Raw genomic sequence first — 23,883 nt, forward strand, 5'->3', positions numbered from 1 at the left:
CGTCCTGGCGCCAGCGCATCAACAGACCCCGCGTCTGCCGGGTCGATGGCGATGGATGTGCGCGACAGCGAGCGACACACGGCGCATGCAGGGTTTGGCGCTAACTTGCGTGTGCAAAGGCGTCGAGCAAGCCGGAGCCCAAATCCGGGTCGTCCATGCGGCGGTGGATCGTATGTTCGTCACTAGCGTGGCCGCCATGCGCCCGAAAATGGACTGTAGGAATGAACGCCACGTCCTCGCCCGCAGACGTCATGCCGACCGCTTTTGCTTTCTTCCCCAGGGCGGCCCAGGTTCGGACGCCTGCGGCTTGAAGCATGGGCTGCTGGATGCTTTTCCATTCCGACTGAGACGGATGGGCGACGCCTGCGCGTGAGGCGTCAAGCGATGTTTTTATCCCCTCGGCCAGACCGCTGCGGTCATCTGCGGGAATAGTCAGCACGTGCCCATCGGCAATCCATACACCGCTTTCGGTGAGCGACATTGCTTGAAGGAGGATGTGTTCGCCGACCAGATAGGCAGTGGCAGTTTTCACTTTTGACCTCCGAAGTGGCGTTCGTCGGTGATACCTGTCGGTGCGCATCGTGCGCCGGGCTTGGCAGCGTCACCGGCTGGGCGTCCAAGCGGCCTCTGCCAGCGTGCCGCTGCGCACATGTGCACGGATAGCAAGCGTGCCGACAGCGCCGCAGCGCGTTCGCTCTGCAAAACGGCACGTGCAAGGCGAGCGGCCACAACGCAAAAGCCCCGCATTGCGGGGCTCTGGCGTTTAGCAGTCAGACCGATCGTGGTGCTCCCTAGGGGACTCGAACCCCTGTTTTAGCCTTGAGAGGGCCACGTCCTAACCATTAGACGAAGGGAGCGCTTTTGTCACGTCTTGTGCAGCGCGCTAGTATAGTGAGGTAATAGCCGTTGGGCAATCCTGCAACACAAGACGGAAGCGCCATCATCGAACCCTCAGTTACATCTCCGTTCACGCTGCGCGTCATTCCACGCGACCAGCACACCATCTCGCGCAAGGACATCAGCCCCAACGCGTTACGCGTGTTGTACCGCCTGCGCGAATCGGGCTTTGGTGCCTATCTGGTCGGCGGTGCGGTCCGCGACCTGCTGGTTGGCGGCCACCCGAAGGATTTCGACGTGGCCACCGACGCGACGCCGGAAGAGGTCAAGGCGCTGTTCCGCAACTGTCGCCTGATCGGCCGCCGTTTCCGTCTGGCACATGTGGTGTTCGGTCGCGAAATCATCGAAGTGGCCACCTTCCGCGCCAATGTCGACGATGGCAGCGGCGACCGCGAACTCGATAACGGCCGGCTGGTGCGCGACAACGTCTACGGCACCATCGAGGACGATGCGATCCGCCGCGACTTCACCTGCAATGCCTTGTATTACGCCATCGAGGATTTCTCGGTGCGCGATTACTGCGGCGGCTTCGAAGACGTGCAGGCGCGCCTGATGAAGTTGATCGGCGACCCGCAGTTGCGTTACCAGGAAGACCCGGTGCGCATGCTGCGCGCGGTGCGTCTGGCGGCCAAGTTGAATTTCGACATCGAAGCCGGCACCGCCGAACCCATTCCGCGTCTGGCCGGGCTGCTGTCCGAAGCTGCGCCTGCGCGGTTGTTCGAAGAAATTCTCAAGCTGTTCCTGTCTGGGCACGGTGTGGCCAGCTTCGAAGGTCTGGAGCGTTACGGCCTGCTCAGCGCGTTGTTTCCGGAAAGCGCGGCGGCATTGAAGTCCAACCGCAGTGGCGCGTTGCGCGCCATGGTGCTGGAAGGCCTGCGCAATACCGATGCACGCGTGGCCAACGACGAGCCGGTGTCGCCGGCCTTCCTGTTTGCATTGCTGCTGTGGCCGGCGTTCTGCCGCACCTTGATGGGGCTGCAGGCGCAAGGCGTGCAACCGGAGGATGCGCAGCGCCGCGCGGCCGATCGCGTCACCTTGCATCAGTTGGAGCGCGTCGCGTTGCCGCGCCGTTTCTCGCTGCCGATGCAGGAAATCTGGTTACTGCAGACGCGTTTCTCCTCGCGTCAGCGCAAGCGGGTATTTCGCACCTTGTCGCATCCGCGCTTCCGCGCGGCATTCGATTTCCTGGTGCTGCGTCAGTTCGCATCGGCCGACCACGCCGCCGATGTGGAGTTCTGGCGCGAGGCGCAGAAGTCCTCCGGCCAGGAGCTGGTGGATGCGATCGAATCGGCGCAGGCCGACCACGACAGCGATGAGGGCGCACCGCGCAAGCGTCGCCGACGCCGCCGTCGGACCGGCGCACCGGCCGGCGAGTAGGGCATGCAGACCGCCTTTGTTGGCCTGGGTGCCAACCTGGGCCAGGCCGAGGCCAGCGTGCGCGCGGCCATCGCCGCGCTGGGCGCCGTGCCGCAGACCACGCTGATCGCCGCTTCGCGCTTGTATCGCACGCCGGCCTGGGGCCGCGAAGACCAGCCCGATTTCATCAATGCCGTGGCCCAGCTGCGTACCGAGCTTGCGCCGCTGCCGCTGCTGGAGGCCTTGCTCGGCATCGAACAGGCGTTCGGCCGCGAGCGTCGCGCCGGCGAGCGCTGGGGCCCGCGGACGCTCGACCTGGACCTGCTGCTGTACGCCGACCAGGTGATCGACCTGCCGCAGCTGCAGGTGCCGCATCCGCATCTGCACGCGCGCGCCTTCGCCCTGCTGCCGCTGTCGGAGCTGGCGCCGGAGGCGATCATTCCGGGGCATGGAACAGTGCGGCGCGCCCTGCACGCCATCGATACCTGCGGGCTGGAGCCGATTGGGTAGATAATGGCCGGCTTATCACCCCACGTAATGACTTCATGAGCAGCCACGCCGACAGCAAGCCCTGGACCGTGCCCGCCTTGGCGCAGGCCAAGCGCGAGGGTCGAAAACTGGTCATGTTGACCGCGTACGACGCCGGTTTTGCGCGCACCTTCGACGCCAATGGCGTGGACCTGATCCTGGTCGGCGATTCGCTCGGCATGGTGGTGCAGGGGCACGATTCCACCTTGCCGGTGACCACCGCCGACATGGTCTACCACACGGCCTCGGTGGCCCGTGCGCTCGATCGCGCCTTGCTGGTGGCCGACCTGTCGTTCCAGGCCGACGCCACGCCTGAGCGTGCATTGGACGCCGCCACCCAGCTGCTGCAGGCTGGCGCGGAGATGGTCAAGATCGAAGGCGCCGGGCACAAGCTGGAGGTCATCCGTTACCTGGTCGAGCGCGAGATCCCGGTCTGCTCGCACCTGGGCCTGACCCCGCAATCGGTGCTGCGGTTCGGTGGCTACAAGGTGCAGGGCCGCGGCGAGGCTGGCGAGCAGCTGCGTCGTGGCGCGCAGGCCGTGGTCGACGCCGGTGCGAGCCTGCTGGTGCTGGAATGCGTGCCGACGCCGATCGCCACGCAGATCAGTGCCGACCTCAGCGTGCCCACCATCGGCATCGGTGCCGGCCCCGGTTGCGACGGCCAGGTGCTGGTGATGCACGACATGCTTGGGCTGGACAGTGGCCACCGCCGGCCCAAGTTCGTCAAGGATTTTCTGGCCGAGGGCGGCTCGGTTGCCGGCGCGGTGCGCGCCTATGCACAGGCGGTGCGCGACGGCAGCTTTCCCGATGCAGAGCATGCATACGCCGCATGATCCAGACCCTGACCGATCTTTCCGCACTGCGCGCCCTGGTCAATGGCTGGAAGCGCGAGGGCTTGCGTGTGGCGCTGGTGCCCACCATGGGCAACCTGCACGCCGGGCATTATTCGCTGGTGATGCTGGCGCGCCAGTACGCCGACCGCGTGGTGTCCAGCGTGTTCGTCAACCCGACCCAGTTCGGACCGAATGAAGATTTTGCGCGCTACCCGCGCACGCCCGAGGCCGACCTGCGCGGCCTGGAAGACGCCGGTTGCGATGCGCTGTGGCTGCCGGACGTGGACACCATGTACCCGCTCGGCACCGCGCTGGCCACACCGATCCATGCGCCCGGCGTCAGCGATGTGCTGGAAGGCGAATGCCGGCCCGGGCATTTCGATGGCGTGTGCACCGTGGTGGCGCGATTGTTCAACCAGGTGCAGCCGGACGTGGCCGCCTTCGGCAAGAAGGATTACCAGCAGTTGGCGGTGATCCGGCAGATGGTGGCCGACCTGGCGTTTCCGATCGAAATTTTGGGCGGCAGCATCGTGCGCGAGGCCGATGGCCTGGCGATGAGCTCGCGCAACCAGTATCTGTCGGCGGAAGATCGCCCGATCTCGGGCACGATCCGCAAGGTGCTGCTGCAGATGCGCGACAGCTATGCCGCCGGCACGCCGCGTGCGCAGGTGGAAGATGCGGCCAGCCACACGCTGGAACAGGCCGGTTTCAGGGTCGATTACGCGGTGGTGCGGCTGCCTGACCTCAGCGAGCCGGGCGACAGCCACACCGGCGCGCGCGTGGCCTTGATCGCGGCCCGGTTGGGCAACACGCGCTTGATCGACAACCTGGAATTCTGAGCAGGCCGACGCGCCGTCGGAGCCGTCCGGCAGCGCCAGCGAACCGGGCGCGCGGTTGTGCGTGCTGCGCAGGCCTGAAGCCCTCACCACCGGCCGCAGCGCAAACCGGTGGGGACGGGCGCTTTCCGCTAAAATGCCGGCTTTCCTTTTGTCGTTGCCTTCCGTCCATGCACCTGTCCCTGCTGAAAGCCAAGATCCACCGCGCCACCGTCACCCACTCCGAGCTCAACTACGAAGGCTCGATCGCCATCGACGGCCTGCTGCTGGAAGCGACCGGCATCCGCGAATTCGAACAGGTCCACATCTGGGACGTCACCAACGGTGCGCGTTTCAGCACCTATGCCATCCGCGCCGAAGACGGCAGCGGCATCATGTCGCTCAACGGTGGCGCTGCGCGTCACGTGCAGGTGGGCGATCTGATCATCGTGGCGGCGTTCGCCAGCATGAGCGAAGACGAAGCCAAGACCTTCAAGCCCAATCTGGTATATGTGAACGCGCACAACGCGATCTCCCACACCAACCACAGCATCCCCACGCAGGCCGCATGACACACACCAACGGATTCGACGCGCTTCACGCCCACGCCCAGCGCCTGCGCGGCGCTGCCATCCCCGCATTGCTTGCCGCCGAGCCGCAGCGGCCGACGCAATACGCCAGGCAAGTCGGTCCGTTGTATTTCAACTTCGCGCGGCAGAAGTATGACCGCGCCGCGCTCGATGCGCTGTTCGCCATCGCGCGCGCGCGCGATCTTTCCGGCGCGTTCCAGCGCCTGTTCCGTGGCGAGCAGGTCAATGTCACCGAACAGCGCGCGGCCCTGCATACCGCGTTGCGCGGCGATTTGACCGACGCAGCGGTGGCATCGGAGGCGTATGCCACCGCTGCCGACGTGCGCCAGCGCATGGGCGCGCTGATCCAGCAGCTGGAAGCGACCGAGGTCACCGATATCGTCAGTGTCGGCATCGGTGGATCGGACCTGGGCCCGCGGCTGGTGGCCGATGCCTTGCGTCCGGTGGCCGGAGCGCGCTTGCGCGTGCATTTCGTCTCCAACGTCGATGGTGCGGCGATGCAGCGCACGCTGGCCACGCTGGATCCGGCACGCACCGCCGGCATCCTGATCTCCAAGACCTTCGGCACCCAGGAAACCCTGCTCAACGGCAGCATCCTGCATGCCTGGCTCGGTGGCAGCGAGCGGCTGTACGCGGTCAGTGCCAACCCCGAGCGTGCCGCCAAGGCCTTCGACATCGCACCCGGCCGCGTGCTGCCGATGTGGGACTGGGTGGGCGGGCGCTACTCGCTGTGGTCGGCAGTGGGTTTCCCGATTGCATTGGCCATTGGTTTCGAGCGTTTCGAACAACTGCTGGAAGGCGCCGCGCAGTTCGATGCACATGTGCTCAACACGCCGCTGGAAGAAAACGTTGCGGTGTTGCATGGCCTGACGGCAGTGTGGAACCGCAACCTGCTCGGTAGCGCCACGCACGCGGTGATGACCTACGACCAGCGCCTGGCACTGCTGCCGGCTTACCTGCAGCAGCTGGTGATGGAGAGCCTGGGCAAGCGCGTCAAGCTCGATGGCTCGGCGGTGGACAGCGACACCGTGTCGGTGTGGTGGGGTGGTGCCGGCACCGATGTGCAGCACAGCTTCTTCCAGGCGCTGCATCAGGGCACCAGCGTGGTGCCGGCCGATTTCATCGGCACCGTGCACAACGACGACCCGTACGCGGAAAACCATACTGCGCTGATGGCCAATGTGCTGGCGCAGACCGAGGCGCTGGCCAACGGGCAGGACAGCAGCGACCCGCACCGCAGCTACCCGGGCGGCCGCCCGAGCACGGTGATCCTGCTCGATGCGCTCACCCCGCAGGCGCTGGGCGCGCTGATCTCGATGTACGAGCACAGCGTCTACGTGCAATCGGTGATGTGGGGCATCAATGCGTTCGACCAGTTCGGCGTGGAGCTGGGCAAGCAGCTGGCCAGCCAGTTGCTGCCGGCGCTGAAGGGCGAATCGGCCGATGTGGCCGACCCGGTGACGCGCGAGCTGCTGAACAAGTTGCGCGGCTGAGCATGTGCGCATCGCGCTTGAAAAACCGGGGCCTGCGGGCCCCGTTTTTGTTTTGGACGGCATGATCGACCGGATTGTTTGGACAAAATGGACAAATTTCCTAAATTGGGAATTTGGGAGTAGGCTGATCGCCAGCACTTCGCCCCGGATTTCCCCATGTCGCGCTTCCAGGATCTGCCCGAGCTCGAAAAATCCCCCGCTGCCGACATCAAGGTAAAGGGCTGGCCCAGCCTGATGCGCAAGGTGCGCTCGCACGGGGCAGTGGTGATCACCAACCACAATCATCCCGAAGCGGTGGTGGTGGATGCTGAGGAGTATCGGCGCCTGGTCAATCAGGCCAGTGCGGCGGCCGCAACCTCGGCGCGCGCGCAGTCGCTGCAGGCACTGCAGGCGAAGTTCGACGCGCATCTTGCGGGGGCGACTGAGGGTGCGGGCCTGGCCAAGGCGATCGCCACACCGGCACGCCGCGGCCGCAAGGTCACCCTGGGCCCGTCGCTGTAAGCGATGGGTAATCTTCTGGTGCTGGCCGGCGTCAATGGCGCGGGCAAGAGTTCGTTACTGGGCCGGTTTCTGCAAGAGGACGGCGCCACCTGGTTCAACCCGGACGCCTTCACCAGGGACTTGGTGGAACAGGGCTGGGCGCCTGCAGAAGCGAACGCGCAGGCCTGGCAGGAAGGCGTACGGCGGCTGCGCCAGGCCATGGCCGATGGCAGCGATTTCGCCTTCGAAACCACGCTGGGCGCGACGACCATTCCGCGCCTGCTGCGCGAGGCCTGCGCGCAGCACACGGTCGCGGTCTGGTTTTGCGGGTTGGCGACCGTGGACCTGCATATCGAGCGCGTGGCGGCGCGGGTTGCGGCCGGCGGTCATGCCATTCCCGAGCACAAGATCCGCGAGCGTTACGACGCCTCGCGTGCCAACCTGATTGCCTTGCTGCCTCACCTGGCAGTGCTGCATGTCTACGACAACAGCGCATCGGCCGATGCCGCAGCTCAGGCATCGCCCATACTGGTGCTGGAACTGGACCGCAGCGGCCTGCATTACCCGCAAACGCCGGACGAACTGGCGCAGGTACCCGATTGGGCCAAGCCCATCGTGATGGCAGCGCTGGAGTTGCGGCAGTCCTGAGTCGCTTGCTCAGGCGCTTATGCTTTGATCCGTCTCACCGACGCGGCCAGACACCCATCGACCTTACCCGCAGGAGCACACCCGGGCGCGACAGTCCATATCGGCAACGCTCCTCCCGCCCAGGTGCGCTGCTACCGGGATGCGACAGCAGCGGGAATGCCCCGCTGCACGTGTCGGCTGTTGCGTCATGCAGCGCCGTACCTGGAAACGGCGACGCTTACGCCTTGCTCAACTGCACTGCCACCGGGTCGCCGGTGAGATAACCCACCGCGCCACCGAAGCGATCCTTGTAGTTGGCGCGGACCAGCGGATCCAGCGTGGCCTTGGCGGTGTCGTGCAACGGGCTTTCCCAGTCGCCGGGATGCTGGAAGTTGCTCATGACATAGGTCCAGCCGTGGATCTCGTCGACCGCATGCAGGCCGGTCGATTCGGCGCCCGCCGGCACCGACAGCACGCGCGTCAGCGTGCCGCTGTCCACGTTGTAGGCCCACAGGAAATTGTTGACGTGCAGGCTGCTATCTTCGCCGATGAACAAGGTGCGCAGCGATTCGGAGAACTTGAGGTTGTCCGGGTTGGCGATCCGTTCCGGGTCGGCCAGGTTGCCCAGCGCGTCGGCCTTGGCCAGGTTGTGGCCGGTGAGGGCGGCCGGGGCGGCCATGTCGATCGGCACCCAATCGCTGTGGATCGGCGCGCCTTGGCTATCGCGCTGGCCGCCGCGCAGGTTCAGGGCATACACCGCGCCAGCTTCCGGACCCTGCACTTTCACATCGCCCGAGCCGTTGAGCATGCTGGTGACGATATAGGACATGGCCATGTAGGCGACCTTGTCGCGCGCGTTGACGGTGGTGCCTTCGAGCTTGGTGAAGCCCAGGCTGCCGCCGGCCAGCGCGGCATAGCGATGGGTTTCCAGATACGTGGCGGCCTTCTCCATGCCGGGCTTGATGCGGATCCAGTTGAAGGTGCCGTTGAACGGAATCTTGGTGAACGAAGCATCGCTCGGGTCGCTCAGGTGCACGTCGAGGATGTCGGCAGCGGTGAGACGGTCGGCCATGGCCTGGATCTCGGCGCTGGTGGCGTGGCCGAGCTTGATCCAGCGCAGCGTGGCCGCGCCCGGTCCGACGCCCGAAGTCTGGTGCCACTTGCCGACATACAAGGTGCCGGCGGAGAGATCCGCCTTGCGGTCGGCAATGAACATGAACAGTCCGCCATTGGTCGCGTCGTCGCCCATCAGCACGGTGCGTTGGTCGGGCATCACCTGCACCAGCTCGTGCGAGATGCGGCCCAGGCAGTAGTGCTTGCGCACGCTCCCCGTTCCGTCCGGGTGCACGGTGATTTCCGGCAGGTGGCCATAGTGATACGGGTTGGCTTTTTCCGGGTCGCCGTACAGATGCGTGCTGTAGCTGCGGAACTGGGTGTTGCCGGCCAGCGCGGTGGCATCGGGTTCGTACTCTTCGCTGGACAGATGGGTATTCCACGGCGACAGGCTGGCGCCGCAGGTGGTCCACAGCCCATGGACCGGTGCGGTGTCGACGTTGTGGTACTTCACCAGCGACAGCTTGCCGGTGGCCGGGTCCTGGTCCAGCGTCAGCACCGCGATCGGCGCAGGCAGGTGACGGTTGGTGTCGTTGCCGGCCTGGTCGCGGGTGGTGTATTCGAACTGCACCACTGCGAACACATGGTTGCCCTTGACGCCTGGCACCTTGGCATTGGGCAGGGTCAATAGCGAGGAGCCGTCCGGGCAATCGGAAAAGAACGGACGCTCGGCACCGGGTTTGGAGCGGTCGATGATCGGGCGATGCTGGATGTCGTAGTACCCGCCCGCCAGCACGGTGCCGCCGTTGCCGTCCGGCACCTGATCGCCGGTAATGAAGAACGGGTGGTAGGCCAGCGCATACCGCTGCGTGCTGCCGTCGCTGCGGGTCACGCTGAGGGCCGAACCGACCGTGGTGGTGGCCATTGCCGCCGGATCGGCCAGGCTCGGCGCCGGCATGCCGTGGAAGGTGGCCGAGACCAGGCGGGTCGGGTTGTCCGACGGCCGCAGCGGGCGCGCGGCCCACGCCGCACCGCCAAGCTGTTGCAGGGCGGCAGCGCTGGCGTTGCCGAGCGGCAACAGGGGGACGGCCGCCAGCAATTGCATCAGGCGACGACGGGAGGGGTCGGGGGAGGGGGACATCGAAACTCCAGGCAAAGGCGACGATCAACGATGGCCGTGGCGCATCGGCAAGCCGGTCACGCTAGGCCGCTGGTATGACGGTTGTTTGACAGCAGGCTCACCCGTTGGCCTGCATTCGAACGTGTGATGGCAAGCGAGCGCTGCCAGATTCCCTTGACACGCCGATGCTGCGCATTGGTCAGACCGGCGGGTGGTGCGATGCAGCAAAGTGCATCTGCTCGCGCGCTCAGACGCTGCGGCAGATCAGGTGGTTTTGCGCGGTTTCACAGGTGCTGCCGGTATTCCAATGCTATAGCCGCGGCCAATAAGTTGCCCGGTATTCGGCATACGGGCAGCTGTTGTTGACAGGGTAGGGGAATCACGCAAGCGTACGCCGCCTAATGGCCTGCGGCGCAACGCATCGCCGTGGGAGAACCACCCTGGAGAAACGAATCTTGGACAAGCTGCTCCGTCGTACCGCCGCGCCCGTCGCGCGTCGCGCCCTCTGCCTGGCCACCGCCGCTGCGGTGCTGATGCTGGCCGCCTGCCAAGGCAAGGACACCGCTGCCGAAGCGAGCAAGACCGCCCCGGCCGCCGCACCTGCCGAGGCCTCGACCGCCATCCATCCGGACCAGTGGCCGTCGCCGAAGTGGCCGTTCCCGCAGGACGCGGCACTGGAGCAGCGCATCACCGATGTGATGGCCAAGATGAGCGTGGAAGAGAAGGTCGCCCAGACCATCCAGGGCGATATCGCCAGCATGACCCCGGACGACGTGCGCAAGTACCGCATCGGCTCGGTGCTGGCCGGCGGCAATTCCGATCCGGGCGGCAAGTACAACGCTAGCCCGGCCGAATGGTTGAAGCTGGCCGACGCGTTCTATGAGGCGTCGATGGACACTTCCAAGGGCGGCAACGCGATTCCGATCATCTTCGGCATCGATGCGGTGCACGGCCAGAGCAACATCGTCGGCGCCACGCTGTTCCCGCACAACATCGGCCTGGGCGCCACGCGCAATCCGGAACTGATCAAGAAGATCGGCGAAGTCACCGCTGCCGAAACCCGCGTCACCGGCATGGAGTGGACCTTTGCGCCGACCGTGGCCGTGCCGCAGGACGACCGCTGGGGCCGCACCTACGAAGGCTATTCCGAGTCGCCGGAGGTGGTGGCCAGCTTTGCCGGCAAGATGGTCGAAGGCGTACAGGGCGTGCCGGGCACGCCGCAGTTCCTGGACGGCAGCCACGTCATTTCGTCGGTGAAGCATTTCGTCGGCGACGGCGGCACCACCGACGGCAAGGACCAGGGCGACACCAAGGTGTCCGAATCCACCATGCGCGATATCCACGCCGCCGGCTATCCGCCTGCGATTGCCGCTGGCGCACAGAGCGTGATGGCCTCGTTCAACAGCTTCAACGGCGAAAAGATGCACGGCAACAAGGTCATGCTGACCGACGTGCTCAAGGGCCGCATGAATTTCGGCGGATTCGTGGTCGGCGACTGGAATGGCCACGGCCAGGTCAAGGGCTGCACCAACCAGAACTGCCCGGCCTCGTTCATCGCCGGTGTCGACATGGCGATGGCCGCCGACAGCTGGAAAGGTATCTACGAGACCGAACTGGCGGCGGTGAAGTCCGGGCAGATCTCGGCCGAGCGTCTGGACGATGCCGTGCGCCGCATCCTGCGCGTGAAGATGCGCCTGGGCCTGTTCGAGGCCGGCAAGCCGTCCAAGCGCCCACTCGGTGGCAAGTACGAATTGCTCGGCGCACCGGAACACCGTGCGATCGCCCGTCAGGCGGTACGTGAGTCGCTGGTGCTGCTGAAGAACCAGGCCGGCATCTTGCCGCTGAATCCGACCAAGCGCGTGCTGGTGCTGGGCGACGGTGCCAACGACATGGGCAAGCAGTCCGGCGGCTGGACCCTGAACTGGCAGGGCACCGGCACCAAGCGCAGCGACTATCCCAACGGCACCACCATCTGGGAAGGCCTGGACAAGCAGATCAAGGCCGCCGGCGGCAGCGCCGAGCTGGCCGTGGATGGCGCCTACAAGACCAAGCCCGACGTGGCCGTGGTGGTGTTCGGCGAAAATCCGTATGCCGAATTCCAGGGCGATATCGCCACCCTGTTGTACAAGCCGGGCGACGAAAGCGAACTGGCCCTGATCAAGAAACTCAAGGCCGAAGGCATCCCGGTGGTGGCGGTATTCCTGAGCGGGCGTCCGCTGTGGATGAATCAGTACATCAACGCCTCCGACGCGTTCGTCGCTGCCTGGTTGCCGGGCTCCGAAGGCGAGGGCATTGCCGATGTGCTGCTGCGCAAGGCCGATGGCTCGGTGCAGAACGACTTCAAGGGCAAGCTCAGCTTCTCCTGGCCCAAGACCGCCGTGCAGTTCGCCAATAACGTCGGCCAGAAGGACTACGACCCGCAGTTCAAGTTCGGCTTCGGCCTGACCTACGCCGACAAGGGCGACCTGGCAGCACTGCCGGAAGAATCCGGCGTGTCCGGCGAGCAGTCGGTAGGCGGGATGTACTTCGTGCGCGGCAAGCCTGCGCTCGGCATCGCCATGCAGCTGTCCAATGCCGGTCAGGCCAACATGCCGGCAACCACGCTGCCGGTGGGCTTGTCCGATGGCAGCCTGAAGATGACCGCAGTCGACCACAAGGCGCAGGAAGATGCGCGCCGTCTGGTGTGGTCCGGCAGTACCGCCTCCAGCGTGTTGCTGGTGTCCGCCAAGCCGGTGGACGTCTCGCGTGAAAGCAACGGCGATGTGCAGTTGCAGCTGACCCTGCGCCGCGACAGCGCGGTGACCGCGCCGGTGTGGCTGGGCGTGGGCTGTGGCGACAAGTGCGGTGGTCGTGTCGACGTCCAGAAGACCCTGGCTGCGCTGCCGCAAGGCCAGTGGAAAGTGGTCGGCGTGCCGTTGAAGTGCTTCGCAGTGGCCGGCGCGGATGTGACCAAGCTGACCCAGGTCGCCAGCATCGAAAGCGCTGCCGCGCTGGACCTGTCGGTGTCCAAGGTGTCGCTTGGCGCGCTCAACGAAGCCGAAGTCACCGTCGACTGCCCGGTCAAGTAAGCAGCATTCCCGCAGGCGTGCGTGCGCGCCTGGATGAGACCAAACAGCTGCGTCGCCAGTGCCGGCGACGCGGTATAGCGGCCACCCTGATCGGTGGTGTCATCAGCCGCCGCGGGACGCGCGCGTCGATCGGCCGGGATGGCCTGCAGCTGCGGTTCGCCGCGCTGCCGTGGCGCACGCCGTGCGTTGCGGCGGCATTCTGCAGGCCTGTCTGGCGTTCGACGCACACCCCAAAGCCAGACAGGAGAGTGCAGTGGGTTTGGCGACGTTGGATATCGTGATCGTGCTGGTCTATCTGGCCGGCATCTTCGTGCTCGCGCAGTGGGTCTCGCGCGAGAAGGCAGGCCACAGCAAGAGCGCCGAGGATTACTTCCTGGCGAGCAAGTCGCTGCCGTGGTGGGCGATCGGCGCCTCGCTGATCGCGGCGAACATCTCGGCCGAACAGATCATCGGCATGGCCGGTTCCGGCTATGCGATCGGTCTGGCGATCGCCTCCTACGAATGGATGGCGGCGCTGACGCTGCTGATCGTCGGCAAGTTCTTCCTGCCGATCTTCCTGCGCAACGGCATCTACACCATGCCGCAGTTCCTGGAGCAGCGTTACGGCACGTGGATCCGCACGCTGATGGCGGTGTTCTGGCTGCTGCTGTACGTGTTCGTCAACCTGACCTCGATCCTGTGGCTGGGATCGATCGCGGTCAGCCAGGTCACCGGCATGGACCAGACCCTGGCGCTGGCATTGATCGGCGTGTTCGCGCTGGTTTACCAGTTGTATGGCGGATTGAAGGCGGTGGCGCTGACCGACATCGTGCAGGTCACCCTGCTGGTGCTGGGCGGCCTGCTGGTGGCGGGGCTGACCCTGGCGCGCATTGGCGATGGTGCCGGCGTGCTGGCCGGCTTCCAGCACCTGTGGACGGCGCACCCGGAGCACTTCCACATGATCCTGACCAGGGACAACCCGTTCTACAAGGATCTGCCGGGCCTGAGCGTGCTGTTCGGCGGGCTGTGGGTGATGAACATCAGTTACTGGGGTTTCAACCAGTACATCATCCAGCGCGCGCTGGCCGCCAAGAACATCGGCGAGGCGCAGAAGGGCATGGTGTTTGCCGCGTTCCTGAAGCTGCTGATGCCGTTGGTGATCGTGGTGCCGGGCATTGCCGCAGTGGTGCTGGCGCCTGATCTGGCCAAGCCCGATCAGGCCTACCCGACCATGATGCAGTTGTTGCCGACCGGCATCCTGGGCCTGGTGTTTGCCGCGTTGGTTGCGGCGATCGTGGCCTCGCTGGCGTCCAAGATCAATTCGGTGGCGACGATCTTCACCCTGGATTTCTACGCCAAGTTCCGTCCGCAGACCGAGCAGAAGCAGCTGGTGCGCGTGGGGCGTCTCGTGGCCGCCGCCTCGGTGCTGATCGGCATCCTCACCGCGCGGCCGTTGCTGGGCAACTTCGATCAGGGCTTTCAGTTCATCCAGGAATTCACCGGCTTCTTTACCCCGGGCGTGGTGGTGATCTTCATGCTTGGCCTGTTCTGGAAGCGGGCCAACGAAGCCGGCGCGCTGACCGCGGCGATCGGCTCGGTGGTGTTGTCCTTCACGCTCAAGTTCGCCTGGCCCGAACTGCCATTCATGGACCGCATCGGTGTGGTGTTCGTTGCCGCGCTGGTATTGGCGGTGGTGGTGTCGTTGCTGACGCCTGCCACGCAGGCACGCGATCTGATCCGTACCAACGACGTCGCCTACGGCACCACCCTCGGCTTCAAGATCGGCGCGGCCGGCGTGATCGCGATTCTGATCGTGCTGTACACCGTGTTCTGGTAAGCAGCCATGTCTTGAAATGCAGCGCGGCGCGGCACCTTGGTGTTGCGCCGCGCTGCGTTGACAGCCTGCCGTTTCGGCGGCGAGCTTCGTCAAGCGGGTTTGGATGGCCCACAGGATCCACTGTGCACGCGTGGGAGATGCCGCTCGCGTACCGCACGCGCCACCGAATGGTGGAAGCGGTTGGTTTGTTGGCTGCGCCTAGACGCGCGCCGCGGCCAAGCTGGCGGCAAGCAGGTTGGCCGGCGCGGCATGTTGCTCGTGCCACGGCGTTTCCAGCCAGGTTTCCAACGCGGCGGCCGGCATCGGTTTGGCGATCCAGTAGCCCTGGCCTTCGTCGCAGCCCCAGGCGCGCAATTGCGCGTACGCCTCCGCCGATTCGATGCCTTCGGCGACCACACGCTGGCCCAGACTGTGGCCAAGCTGGATCATCGCCGGTACCAGGGTGCGATCGGTTTGGCTGTCCGGCAGCGAGCGGATGAAGGATTGATCGATCTTCAACGAACTGGCCGGCAGCTGCTTGAGATAGCTGAAATTGCTGTAGCCGGTGCCGAAGTCGTCGATGGCGATATGCACGCCCAGCGCCGCAATGGCGGCCAGTTGTTCGGCCAGGTGATCGGGGTGGCGGATCATCGCGCTTTCGGTGAATTCGATCTCCAGCCGGCGCGGGTCCAGCTTGTGACGATCCAGGCCACGCCGCAACAGGCCTGCAAAACCGGGGCGGTCCAGATCGGCAGCCGACACGTTCAAGGCCAGGTTGAAGTCCAGGCCTTGCTGCTGCCAGCGCGCTGCCTGCGCGATGCCGTTGTCGATGACCCAGGCGGTAATGCGGTTGATCAGCGCAGTTTTCTCGGCCATCGGAATGAAATCCGACGGCATCACTGGGCCGATCATCGGGTGCTGCCAGCGCAGCAAGGCTTCCACGCCGACGCAGCGGTGGTCGTGCAGGTCCACGCGCGGTTGAAAGTGCAGGCGCAGCTGGCTGGCGCTGTCCAGGGCAGCGGGCAGGGCGGCGAGCAGGCGGAAGGAGTTGCGCTGGGCGACATCGTGCTTGCGCTCGTACATGCTCCACGGCAGGCAGCGCTCGCGCGCGATATCCACCGCGGTGGTCAGTGAGCGGATGGTATCGGCGGCGCCGTAGCTGGACTGCAGCGACACCGCGCCGATCGAAGCCACCGCGGTATGCGGAATGCCCTGGTGTTCCAACGGCTCGGTGAACGCCTTGGAGACCTTGGTGCATAGCGTGGCCAGGCGCTGGCCTTCCGCCTGGGCCAGGAAGCCGAAGGTCGTCGGGTCCAGCCGATACAGCAGGGTGCCGCCGGGCAGATAGGCCGCAAGGCGGCGCTGCGCCAGGGCGACGTAGCCGTCTGCGTATTCCCAGCCCAGCGCCTTGACCATATCGCGGAAGTAGTCGCTGCCGCAGACATCGATGGCCACCGCCGTGGTCGCCGGTGCAGTGTCGCGTTGCGACAGCCAGGTATCCAGGTCTTCGCTAAAGCGCGAGCGGTTGGGCAGCCCGGTCGGACCATCGCGGTAGGTGGTACTGCGCAGGTTTTCCACGCGCAGCACGGCCAGGTCGCGCAGGCCTTCCAGCTGCGTGATCGCAGCTTGATCCAGCCCTGGGCGCGGGCTGGTGCCGATCACGCACAAGGTGCCGATGCGATGGCCGTCGCGCAGCTTCAGCGGTGCGCCGGCATAGAAGCGAATGAACGGCGGGCCCAGCACCAGCGGGTTGTCGCAAAAGCGCGGATCCAGTTGCGCATCCGGCACCACCATCACCTCGTCCGAGCGGATCGCATGCGCGCAGAACGCCTGGCTACGCGGCGTTTCGCGCGCTTCCAGGCCAATGCGCGCCTTGAACCACTGGCGGTGCTCGTCCACCAGCGAGACCACCGCAATTTCCGCGTCCAGGCTGCGCGCGGCCATCGCGGCCACGGTGTCGAACACCGGGTCTGGCGGCGAATCCAGCAGGCACAGGCCGCGCAGCACCTCGAGCCGGGTGGACTCGTCGAGCGTGGGCGGAAGAAGAGACGCGACGGGGGCAGGCAGGGAAGGCATGTGCTCGTATCGGCCTGAAGCGTAATCCCTTGATTGGCGCCGATTGGTGCCGTTCAGTTGCAGCAGGCGGACCCGGGCCGCGTTGGAACACGCGAACAGTGCCTTGGCAGCGCCACACACGCGCCGCGCGCGATCGGAATGCCATTTGCGCAGCGCTGTCGCAGGCCATGCGCCGGAAACGGTCGATCCGCTTCCCTCGACCGGCCAATGCTGCCGTTGCAGGACGTGGACACGCTCCGATGCGCAGTGGCGCATGCCCTCCGGTGGCGACGCCTAAATATCCCGCGTGCGCTGCCGATCACCTTTTGGAGGCAGCAGTGTTGACGCAGCGCAACTATCCGCGTCGCGCATGCGACCAATGGTCTTTGGCCGATGTTTGCTTTTGTGATGCGCATTCGCCTCATGCGTGACACGAGTTGACACAGTCTTCACTCGCGCTGTGGGCTGGCCGCCGCGGCTTTTGTCACTTCTTTTCTGGAATCATCGTGAATTCATTGCTGTCTTTTGCACAACGCACGCTTCTCGTCGCCGCCGGTCTGGCGCTGCCGTCTGCCGCCCATGCCGGGCTCACGGTGTCCGGCACGCAGTTGCGCGAGTCCAATGGCAATGCATTGGTGCTGCGCGGCGTCAATCTTCCACATGCCTGGTACGCGGGCCGCACCGATGCGGCGTTGGCAGCCATCGCGGCCACCGGTGCCAACAGCGTGCGCGTCGTGCTCAGTTCCGGCTACCGCTGGACGCGCACACCGGAGGCCGATGTGGCCCGCATCATCGCGCGCTGCAAAAGCCTGGGCTTGATCGCCGTGCTGGAGGTCCACGACACCACCGGCTACGGCGAAGACACCGCCGCTGCGAATCTGCTCAATGCGACCAATTACTGGGTCGCCATCCGCAAGGCCTTGATCGGCAATGAAGACCATGTGGTCATCAATATCGCCAACGAACCGTTCGGCAATAGCCTGACTGCCAGCGAATGGGTCAACGGCCATGCTACCGCCATCGCCACTTTGCGCAAGAATGGACTGACCCACGCCTTGATGGTGGATGCGCCCAACTGGGGCCAGGACTGGCAGTTCTACATGCGCGACAACGCCGCTGTGCTGCTGGCCCGCGACAGCCGCCGCAACCTGGTGTTCAGCGTGCACATGTACGAGGTGTTCGGTAGCGATGCCACGATCAACAATTATCTGCGCGCCTTCAACGATAAAAAGCTGGCGCTGGTGATCGGCGAATTCGGTGGCGACCATCGCGGTGCGCATGTGGACGAAGCGGCGATCATGCGCCGCGCGCGCGACTACAAGGTTGGCTACATGGGCTGGTCATGGTCGGGCAACGACAGCAGCACGCAGTCGCTGGATATCGCGATCGGCTGGAATGCCGCTCAACTGAGCAGCTGGGGCCGCAACCTGATCCTGGGCACCGATGGCATCGCGGCAACCTCGCGTCGGGCAAGCGTGTTCGGCCCGCTGTGAGATGAAGTCCTGCAGCCGGAAACTGTAGTTTTTCGGCCGCGCACAAGGGCATTGCAACGCTGTCGATCTGTGCGCCGTTGCGCGGCCGGCATCGGCACACCGGCACGCGTGACACGCATTTCAGATGCGTCACAAGTCTTCGCGATATCCCTGCCGTTTAAGGTCCGGCGACAGGGGCAAGACGGCTAGCGTAACGGCCCCGGGCTCGGGCGTTTGGTCAGCTTGCGCTGCAGCGATCGGCGATGCATGCCGAGCAGGCGCGCGGCCGCCGACACGTTGCCGCCGGTTTCGTGCAGCGCCTGCTGGATGTGCTCCCACTGCAGGCGGCTGAGCGGCGTCATCATTTCCTGCGCGCTTTCTTCTTCGTCCGGCTCTGGCAACTCGTCATCCTCTTCGCCCAGCGCCCGCATGATGGTGGGAATATTGGCCGGCTTGGGCAGGTAGTCATCGGCGCCGAGTTTGATCGCCTCCACCGCCGTGGCGATACTGGCGTAACCGGTGACCAGCAGGATGCGCATGTCGGCGCGAATCTCGCGCAGCGGCTGGATCAGGCTCAAACCGGAGTCGTGGCCGAGCTTGAGATCGATCAACGCAAAATCCGGCAACGCGCTGCGTGCCGTGGACAATGCACTGGCCGCATCGGTGGCGGTGAGCGTTTCCACGCCGCGGCGTGCAAGGCTGCGCTGCAGCGTGCGCAGGTACAAGGTGTCGTCGTCGACCAGCAGGCCGGTACGGATTGGGGGACTTGTCATGCGAGTGCCTCGTGGTCGGAGAGCGGCAGACGAAAACCGACGCGCGCGCCGCTGCCTTCGGCGGGCAGCATCCACAGCTCGCCCTGCAGGCGTTCGACAGTGGCATGCGAGAGCGCCAGCCCGACGCCCATGCCGTCGTGCTTGCCGCTATTGAACAGCGTGCCCGGCAGCATCGCTTGCGCGGTGTCGAAGCCGGGTCCGTAGTCGCGCACTTCGCCGCTGAGATAGTCGTGTTCCACCCGCAGGGTCAGGTCGATCTGCGGACGCCCGGCCCGTTCGCCGGCATCGGCGGCATTGTTGAGCAGCACCATCAGCAGGTGGCTGACGCCGGGCTGCAGCATCAGCCGCATCGGTGCGTCATCATTGCGGCGCAGTTCGATGGTGGGGCGCACCAGGCGCCATTGTTCCAGCACGTCTTTCACCGCCACCTCGCGGCTCAGATGGCCGTTGTCGGCCGGTGCCGCCAATGCCAGCACGCGCTCATGGCACTGCACCAGCAGCTCGCGCAAGGTGTCCAGGTCTTCGCGCAGTTCCACCTGATCGCACTGGTCGGCGATGTCGTCCACCAGCAGCGTCATGGTGGCCAGCGGGGTGTTCAATTCGTGCGCCACCGACGCCGCATGCGTGGCCAGCGCCACGATGCCTTCGTTGCGCGCAAAGCGCTCGCGCAAGGTGGAGATCTCGCGTTCGCGCTCGCGCATCGAAAACGCCAGCCGAGTCGCGAACGCCAGCACCACCACGGTGGACAGCAGAAAGTTGGCCGCCATGCCCCACATGTGCAGGCTGAGCGGGTCGAAGCCGCCGTAGGGCAGCGGCAGCCCGAACGCCGCGCTGATGACATAGCCGGCCACGCACGATGCCGCTACCGCCATCGCCCAGCTCAGCGGCAGTGCCAGTGCGGCCAGCGCGATCAGCACCAGGAACAACGAGCCGAACGGGTTGGCGATGCCGCCGCTCCAGCCCACCATCCAGGTCAGCACGGTCACGTCGACCAGAATGTGGCCGAACTCGGTGGCCGGGCTCACAGCGCCGCGGTGCGCCACGCGCAGCTGCGCATACAGGTTGAAGACCGCCAACGCGGCCACGCCGGCCCACAGGGGTTGCTGCGGCAGGTTCAGGCCCATCAGCCCGGTCGCGACCAGGATGGTGGCAGCCTGGCCGGCAGTGGCCAGCCATCGCAGGCTGCAGAGGGTCCGCAGGAAGGAAGCGTCGGAGCTGTTCATCCCGGCAATGCTATGCGCTTGGGAAGATGGTGGCCTGCGACAAACCGTCGCATCGGCCTCGAGCGGGATATGCACGTTGAGATGAGATGCGTTGGCCACGCTCTCCGGGCCGCCGGCGGCCAACCCTCCGGGAAGCATCCTGTGGCGCGCCGATACCGCGTTGCGCGCCTTGCCCAGGCGGCAAGCGTGGTCAAGGCGCCGCCTTGTCGCGACGCGCCACAGGACGCTTCGCACTCACCTCAACGTACAGAACACGCTCTAGAAATCGGCGTGCCTCTCGCTTCAGCTGTGAGCGCACGGCGGACAGGCTAAAATAGCGGGATGCATGACGCCGTGACCCGCCCAACCCCTCCCGCCGACGCCACCGCCTGGCCGCGCCGCATCACCCAGGCCGTCAAGATCGGCAGCGTGACCGTGGGCGGGGGCCATCCGGTCGTCGTCCAGTCGATGACCAACACCGACACCGCCGACATCGCCGGCAGCGTCAAGCAGGTGGCCGATCTGTGGCGCGCCGGCTCGGAAATGGTGCGCCTGACCGTCAACAATGCCGAGTCCGCTGCCGCCATTCCGCGCATCGTCGACAAGCTGCGCATGATGGGCATCGAAGTGCCCTTGATCGGCGACTTCCATTACAACGGCCATCAATTGCTCGCTGCCGAGCCGGCCTGCGCCGAGGCGCTGGCTAAGTACCGCATCAATCCGGGCAATGTCGGGTTCGGCAAGAAGAAGGACCTGCAGTTCAGTCAGTTGATCGAGTTCGCCATCAAGTACGGCAAGCCGGTGCGGATTGGCGCCAACTGGGGCTCGCTGGACCAGTCGCTGGCAGCGCAGCTGATGGACGAAAATTCGCAACGCGATACCCCGTGGGATGCCGGGCGGGTACTGCGCGAGGCGCTGATCCGCTCGGCGGTGGATTCAGCCGAGCGTGCGGTGGAGCTGGGCCTGCCGCGCGAGCGCATCATCCTGTCGGCCAAGGTGTCCGGTGTGCAGGAGCTGATCGCGGTGTATCGCGACATGGCCAGCCGCTGCGATTTCGCGCTGCATCTGGGCCTGACCGAGGCCGGTATCGGCAGCAAGGGCATCGTGGCCTCGGCGGCGGCCCTGAGCGTGCTGCTGCAGGAGGGCATTGGCGACACCATTCGTATCTCGCTGACCCCCGAGCCGGGGCAGTCGCGCACCCAGGAAGTGGTGGTGGCGCAGGAACTGCTGCAGACCACCGGCCAGCGCGCGTTTACCCCGATGGTCACCGCCTGCCCGGGCTGCGGCCGCACCACCTCCGAGTTCTTCCAGGAACTGGCCGGCGTGGTACAGAACCATGTGCGCGCCAAGATGCCGGAGTGGAAAATCACCAACCCCGGCGCCGAAAACATGACCCTGGCGGTGATGGGCTGCGTGGTCAACGGGCCAGGCGAATCGCGCCACGCCAATATCGGGATTTCGCTGCCGGGCACGGGCGAGGCGCCGTCGGCACCGGTGTTCATCGATGGCGAAAAAAGCGTCACCTTGCGCGGCGAAAACATCGCCTACGAATTCATCGAGTTGATCGATCAATACGTCGAACGTACCTATGTCCGCCGCGCCGGCTGAATCGCCGGCCGGGTTCAAAGGGTGGTTGCGTAGCAATGCGTGGCGCATGGCGTTGCTGTTCGCAGGGGTGTTGCTGCCGCTAGGGCTGTTCGTGGACCTGGCCGATGAAGTCCACGCGCTGGAAAATGTGTACTTCGACGAGCCGCTGCTGTGGAGCATGCGCAGCATCGCCACGCCCGGCCTGGATGCGTTTTTCGGCGCGATCTCCAAGGCCGGCTACCAATACGGCGTGATTCCGGCCGATATCGCCATCGTGTTGGTGTTGCTGGTGCTGCAGCGCTGGCGCGAGGGCACGTTTGCCGCGCTGGGATTCGGTGGCTCGGCGCTGCTCAACATGGGCGCCAAGCAGTTTTTCCAGCGCGACCGCCCCAGCTTGTGGGAATCGATCGCGCCGGAGAGCACGTTCAGTTTTCCCAGCGGCCACGCGATGGGCTCGATGACGCTGGCCGCGGTGGTCATCGCGCTGGCCTGGAACACGCGCTGGCGCTGGCCGGTGAGCATCGCCGCCAGCCTGTTCGCGCTGCTGGTGGGCATCTCGCGTATCTACCTGGGCGTGCATTACCCCTCCGACATCCTGGGCGGTTGGTCGGCCGCGCTGGTGTGGGTGGTCGGGCTGTATCTGGTGATGTTCCGCGGCGCGCGGCGGCTGCATTGGCGCACGCCGGCTGGCGCGGTGGCAGAGCAACCTGGGCGCGTGCCGTTTGCCGATTAACGGCGGTTGATACGCTCCCGCTGCGCTAATCGGGCGCCAACCATGGCGCCGATGGAAGCCAGCAAGATCACGTAGTACGCCGGCCCCATCGGGTGCTGCTTGAGCAGCATCACCACCAGCAGCGGGGTCAGGCCGCCGAACACTGCATAGCCCAGGTTGTAGGCGAACGATACGCCGGACAGACGGACCACCGGTGGAAACGCTTCGACCATCACGCGCGGAATCGCACCCAGCACGCCCAGCGCAGCGCCGAGCAGGGCATACAGCGGGAACAGCAGGTGGGGGTCGCCCGCAAAGCGGTAGAACAGCCATGCGCTGACGCCCAGGCACACGCTGCCGGCCAGTAGCACACGCCCGTTGCCCCAACGATCCGACAGTGCCCCGGTTACCACCGAGCCGATCGCCTGCATCAGCACTGCCAGAAGATTGGCCTGCAATGCAACCGGTGCCGGGTAGCCGTAGGCACTCTGCAGCAGCGTGGGTGTCATCAGCGACACCACCAGCACTGCGGCGGCGATCACCCAGGTCAGCCAGAGCGACATGGCCAGACTGCGCGGGTGATCGCGCAGTACCACCTTCAGTGGCGTCTCGCGCGCCAGTGCGCGCATGGCGACCAGCTCGGCGAACACCGGCGTTTCATGCAGCCAGCGCCGCAAGTACACCGAGAGCAGGCCGAAGATGCCGCCAGCCAAAAACGGCAGGCGCCAGGCGTACTCGGCGATTTGGTCCGAAGAAAACGCACGATTCAGTGCGCCGGCACTCAGCGAACCAAGCAGCACGCCGGCAGCCAGGCCAGCGGTCAAGGTGCCGCAGGCCAGCCCTGTGCGCCGCGCGGGCACATGTTCTGCCACGAACACCCACGCACTGGGTACTTCGCCACCGATGGCTGCGCCCTGCAACAGGCGCAACGTCAACAGCAGCAGCGGTGCGGCCACGCCGATCTGCGCGTAGGTCGGCAGCACGCCGATCGCTAGTGTGGGCAACGCCATCAATCCGATGCTCAGCGCGAACATGCGCTTGCGTCCGAGCAGATCGCCAAAGTGCGCCATTACTATGCCGCCCAACGGGCGGATCAGGTAGCCGGCCGCAAAGATGCCGAATGTCTGCAGCTGCCGCGTCCACTCCGGAATGCCTGGCGGAAAGAACAGCTCGCCCAGCACCTTCGCGAAAAAAATGAAGATGATGAAGTCGTAGAACTCCAGCGCGCCGCCCAGCGCAGACAAGCCCAGCGTTTTGTAATCGCTGCGGGTGAGCTGGGTTGATGGGGCATGGCTGGTCATGCAGTCGCATCCTGTCGCGGGTGGCGCGCATTGCCATCAAAGCCTGCCGACGCGCCGAGCAGGCAATGCTAGCTGCCGGGCGCGGCCATCGCTACGCCGTTTCGGCATTGAAATGCCGATGACACC

Annotated in this window: 19 protein-coding genes and 1 tRNA gene; 13 read left to right on the forward strand and 7 right to left on the reverse strand. The window is 65.6% G+C overall.

What is annotated here, in order from left to right:
• Positions 1-100: 100 nt before the first annotated feature.
• Both FLG15_RS08755 and FLG15_RS08760 read right to left on the reverse strand, forming a co-directional pair.
• Positions 101-481, reverse strand: a complete 381-nt coding sequence (locus tag FLG15_RS08755; RefSeq protein WP_057678378.1) for a hypothetical protein — start codon at positions 479-481, stop codon at positions 101-103.
• Between the two features lie 301 nt (positions 482-782).
• A tRNA-Glu gene (locus tag FLG15_RS08760) sits at positions 783-857 on the reverse strand.
• A 49-nt stretch (positions 858-906) separates the two neighbouring features.
• Between FLG15_RS08760 and pcnB the strand changes: the two genes are divergently transcribed.
• The 8 genes from pcnB (at position 907) to FLG15_RS08800 (ending at position 7,640) form a co-directional block, all read left to right on the forward strand.
• Positions 907-2,274, forward strand: coding sequence for a polynucleotide adenylyltransferase PcnB (pcnB, locus tag FLG15_RS08765; RefSeq protein ID WP_007965770.1), 1,368 nt, complete (start codon positions 907-909; stop codon positions 2,272-2,274).
• Between the two features lie 3 nt (positions 2,275-2,277).
• Positions 2,278-2,763: a 2-amino-4-hydroxy-6-hydroxymethyldihydropteridine diphosphokinase gene (gene folK, locus FLG15_RS08770; protein ID WP_007965767.1), complete on the forward strand. Its 486-nt coding sequence runs from the start codon at positions 2,278-2,280 to the stop codon at positions 2,761-2,763.
• A gap of 35 nt (positions 2,764-2,798) precedes the next feature.
• Positions 2,799-3,614 carry a 3-methyl-2-oxobutanoate hydroxymethyltransferase gene (gene panB, locus FLG15_RS08775; RefSeq protein ID WP_057659208.1) on the forward strand — a complete coding sequence of 272 codons (816 nt, stop codon included), beginning with the start codon at positions 2,799-2,801 and terminating at the stop codon, positions 3,612-3,614.
• Positions 3,611-4,453: a pantoate--beta-alanine ligase gene (gene panC, locus FLG15_RS08780; RefSeq protein ID WP_007965764.1), complete on the forward strand. Its 843-nt coding sequence runs from the start codon at positions 3,611-3,613 to the stop codon at positions 4,451-4,453. Before panB ends, panC begins: the two co-directional genes overlap by 4 nt.
• Positions 4,454-4,620: 167 nt before the next feature.
• Positions 4,621-5,001: an aspartate 1-decarboxylase gene (gene panD, locus FLG15_RS08785; protein WP_003481969.1), complete on the forward strand. Its 381-nt coding sequence runs from the start codon at positions 4,621-4,623 to the stop codon at positions 4,999-5,001.
• Entirely contained in the window at positions 4,998-6,512 is a 1,515-nt protein-coding gene (gene pgi, locus FLG15_RS08790; protein ID WP_057659210.1) for a glucose-6-phosphate isomerase, read from the forward strand. The genes panD and pgi overlap by 4 nt, the downstream gene beginning before the upstream one ends.
• A gap of 156 nt (positions 6,513-6,668) precedes the next feature.
• Positions 6,669-7,013 (forward strand): type II toxin-antitoxin system prevent-host-death family antitoxin, encoded by a 345-nt coding sequence (locus FLG15_RS08795; protein WP_007965758.1) that lies wholly within the window; start codon positions 6,669-6,671, stop codon positions 7,011-7,013.
• A 3-nt stretch (positions 7,014-7,016) separates the two neighbouring features.
• Positions 7,017-7,640: an ATPase gene (locus tag FLG15_RS08800; RefSeq protein ID WP_057678959.1), complete on the forward strand. Its 624-nt coding sequence runs from the start codon at positions 7,017-7,019 to the stop codon at positions 7,638-7,640.
• 217 nt (positions 7,641-7,857) lie between these two features.
• Here the strand turns inward: FLG15_RS08800 and FLG15_RS08810 are convergent, their stop codons facing one another.
• Complete coding sequence (locus FLG15_RS08810) at positions 7,858-9,813, reverse strand: PhoX family protein (protein ID WP_150145859.1); 1,956 nt, start codon at positions 9,811-9,813, stop codon at positions 7,858-7,860.
• A gap of 434 nt (positions 9,814-10,247) precedes the next feature.
• Between FLG15_RS08810 and FLG15_RS08815 the strand changes: the two genes are divergently transcribed.
• Entirely contained in the window at positions 10,248-12,860 is a 2,613-nt protein-coding gene (locus tag FLG15_RS08815; protein WP_057678958.1) for a glycoside hydrolase family 3 protein, read from the forward strand.
• A gap of 253 nt (positions 12,861-13,113) precedes the next feature.
• Complete coding sequence (locus tag FLG15_RS08825; protein ID WP_057678960.1) at positions 13,114-14,676, forward strand: sodium/sugar symporter; 1,563 nt, start codon at positions 13,114-13,116, stop codon at positions 14,674-14,676.
• Positions 14,677-14,874: 198 nt separating this feature from the next.
• On the opposite strand, the gene FLG15_RS08830 is transcribed toward FLG15_RS08825, so the two are convergent.
• Entirely contained in the window at positions 14,875-16,731 is a 1,857-nt protein-coding gene (locus tag FLG15_RS08830; RefSeq protein ID WP_057678957.1) for a putative bifunctional diguanylate cyclase/phosphodiesterase, read from the reverse strand.
• 485 nt (positions 16,732-17,216) lie between these two features.
• On the opposite strand from FLG15_RS08830, the gene FLG15_RS08835 reads away from it, so the two are divergent.
• Entirely contained in the window at positions 17,217-18,203 is a 987-nt protein-coding gene (locus tag FLG15_RS08835) for a cellulase family glycosylhydrolase (RefSeq protein WP_057678956.1), read from the forward strand.
• Positions 18,204-18,388: 185 nt separating this feature from the next.
• Here FLG15_RS08835 and FLG15_RS08840 read toward each other — a convergent pair whose 3' ends face one another.
• Entirely contained in the window at positions 18,389-18,955 is a 567-nt protein-coding gene (locus tag FLG15_RS08840) for a response regulator transcription factor (RefSeq protein WP_017158628.1), read from the reverse strand.
• The gene (locus FLG15_RS08845; RefSeq protein ID WP_057678955.1) at positions 18,952-20,178 is read right to left on the reverse strand and encodes an ATP-binding protein; all 1,227 of its coding nucleotides are present in this window, start codon (positions 20,176-20,178) and stop codon (positions 18,952-18,954) included. Before FLG15_RS08845 ends, FLG15_RS08840 begins: the two co-directional genes overlap by 4 nt.
• 321 nt (positions 20,179-20,499) lie before the next feature.
• On the opposite strand from FLG15_RS08845, the gene ispG reads away from it, so the two are divergent.
• Complete coding sequence (gene ispG / locus FLG15_RS08855; RefSeq protein ID WP_057687124.1) at positions 20,500-21,765, forward strand: flavodoxin-dependent (E)-4-hydroxy-3-methylbut-2-enyl-diphosphate synthase; 1,266 nt, start codon at positions 20,500-20,502, stop codon at positions 21,763-21,765.
• On the forward strand, positions 21,746-22,477 hold the full coding sequence (locus FLG15_RS08860; protein ID WP_150145861.1) for a phosphatase PAP2 family protein: 732 nt from the start codon (positions 21,746-21,748) through the stop codon (positions 22,475-22,477). The genes ispG and FLG15_RS08860 overlap by 20 nt, the downstream gene beginning before the upstream one ends.
• Here FLG15_RS08860 and FLG15_RS08865 read toward each other — a convergent pair.
• Complete coding sequence (locus FLG15_RS08865; RefSeq protein ID WP_150145863.1) at positions 22,474-23,757, reverse strand: MFS transporter; 1,284 nt, start codon at positions 23,755-23,757, stop codon at positions 22,474-22,476. The genes FLG15_RS08860 and FLG15_RS08865 overlap by 4 nt on opposite strands.
• Positions 23,758-23,883 lie beyond the last annotated feature (126 nt).

Origin of the sequence: Xanthomonas phaseoli pv. dieffenbachiae, assembly GCF_008639345.1 — a bacterium.
GTDB classification, from domain to species: domain Bacteria; phylum Pseudomonadota; class Gammaproteobacteria; order Xanthomonadales; family Xanthomonadaceae; genus Xanthomonas; species Xanthomonas phaseoli.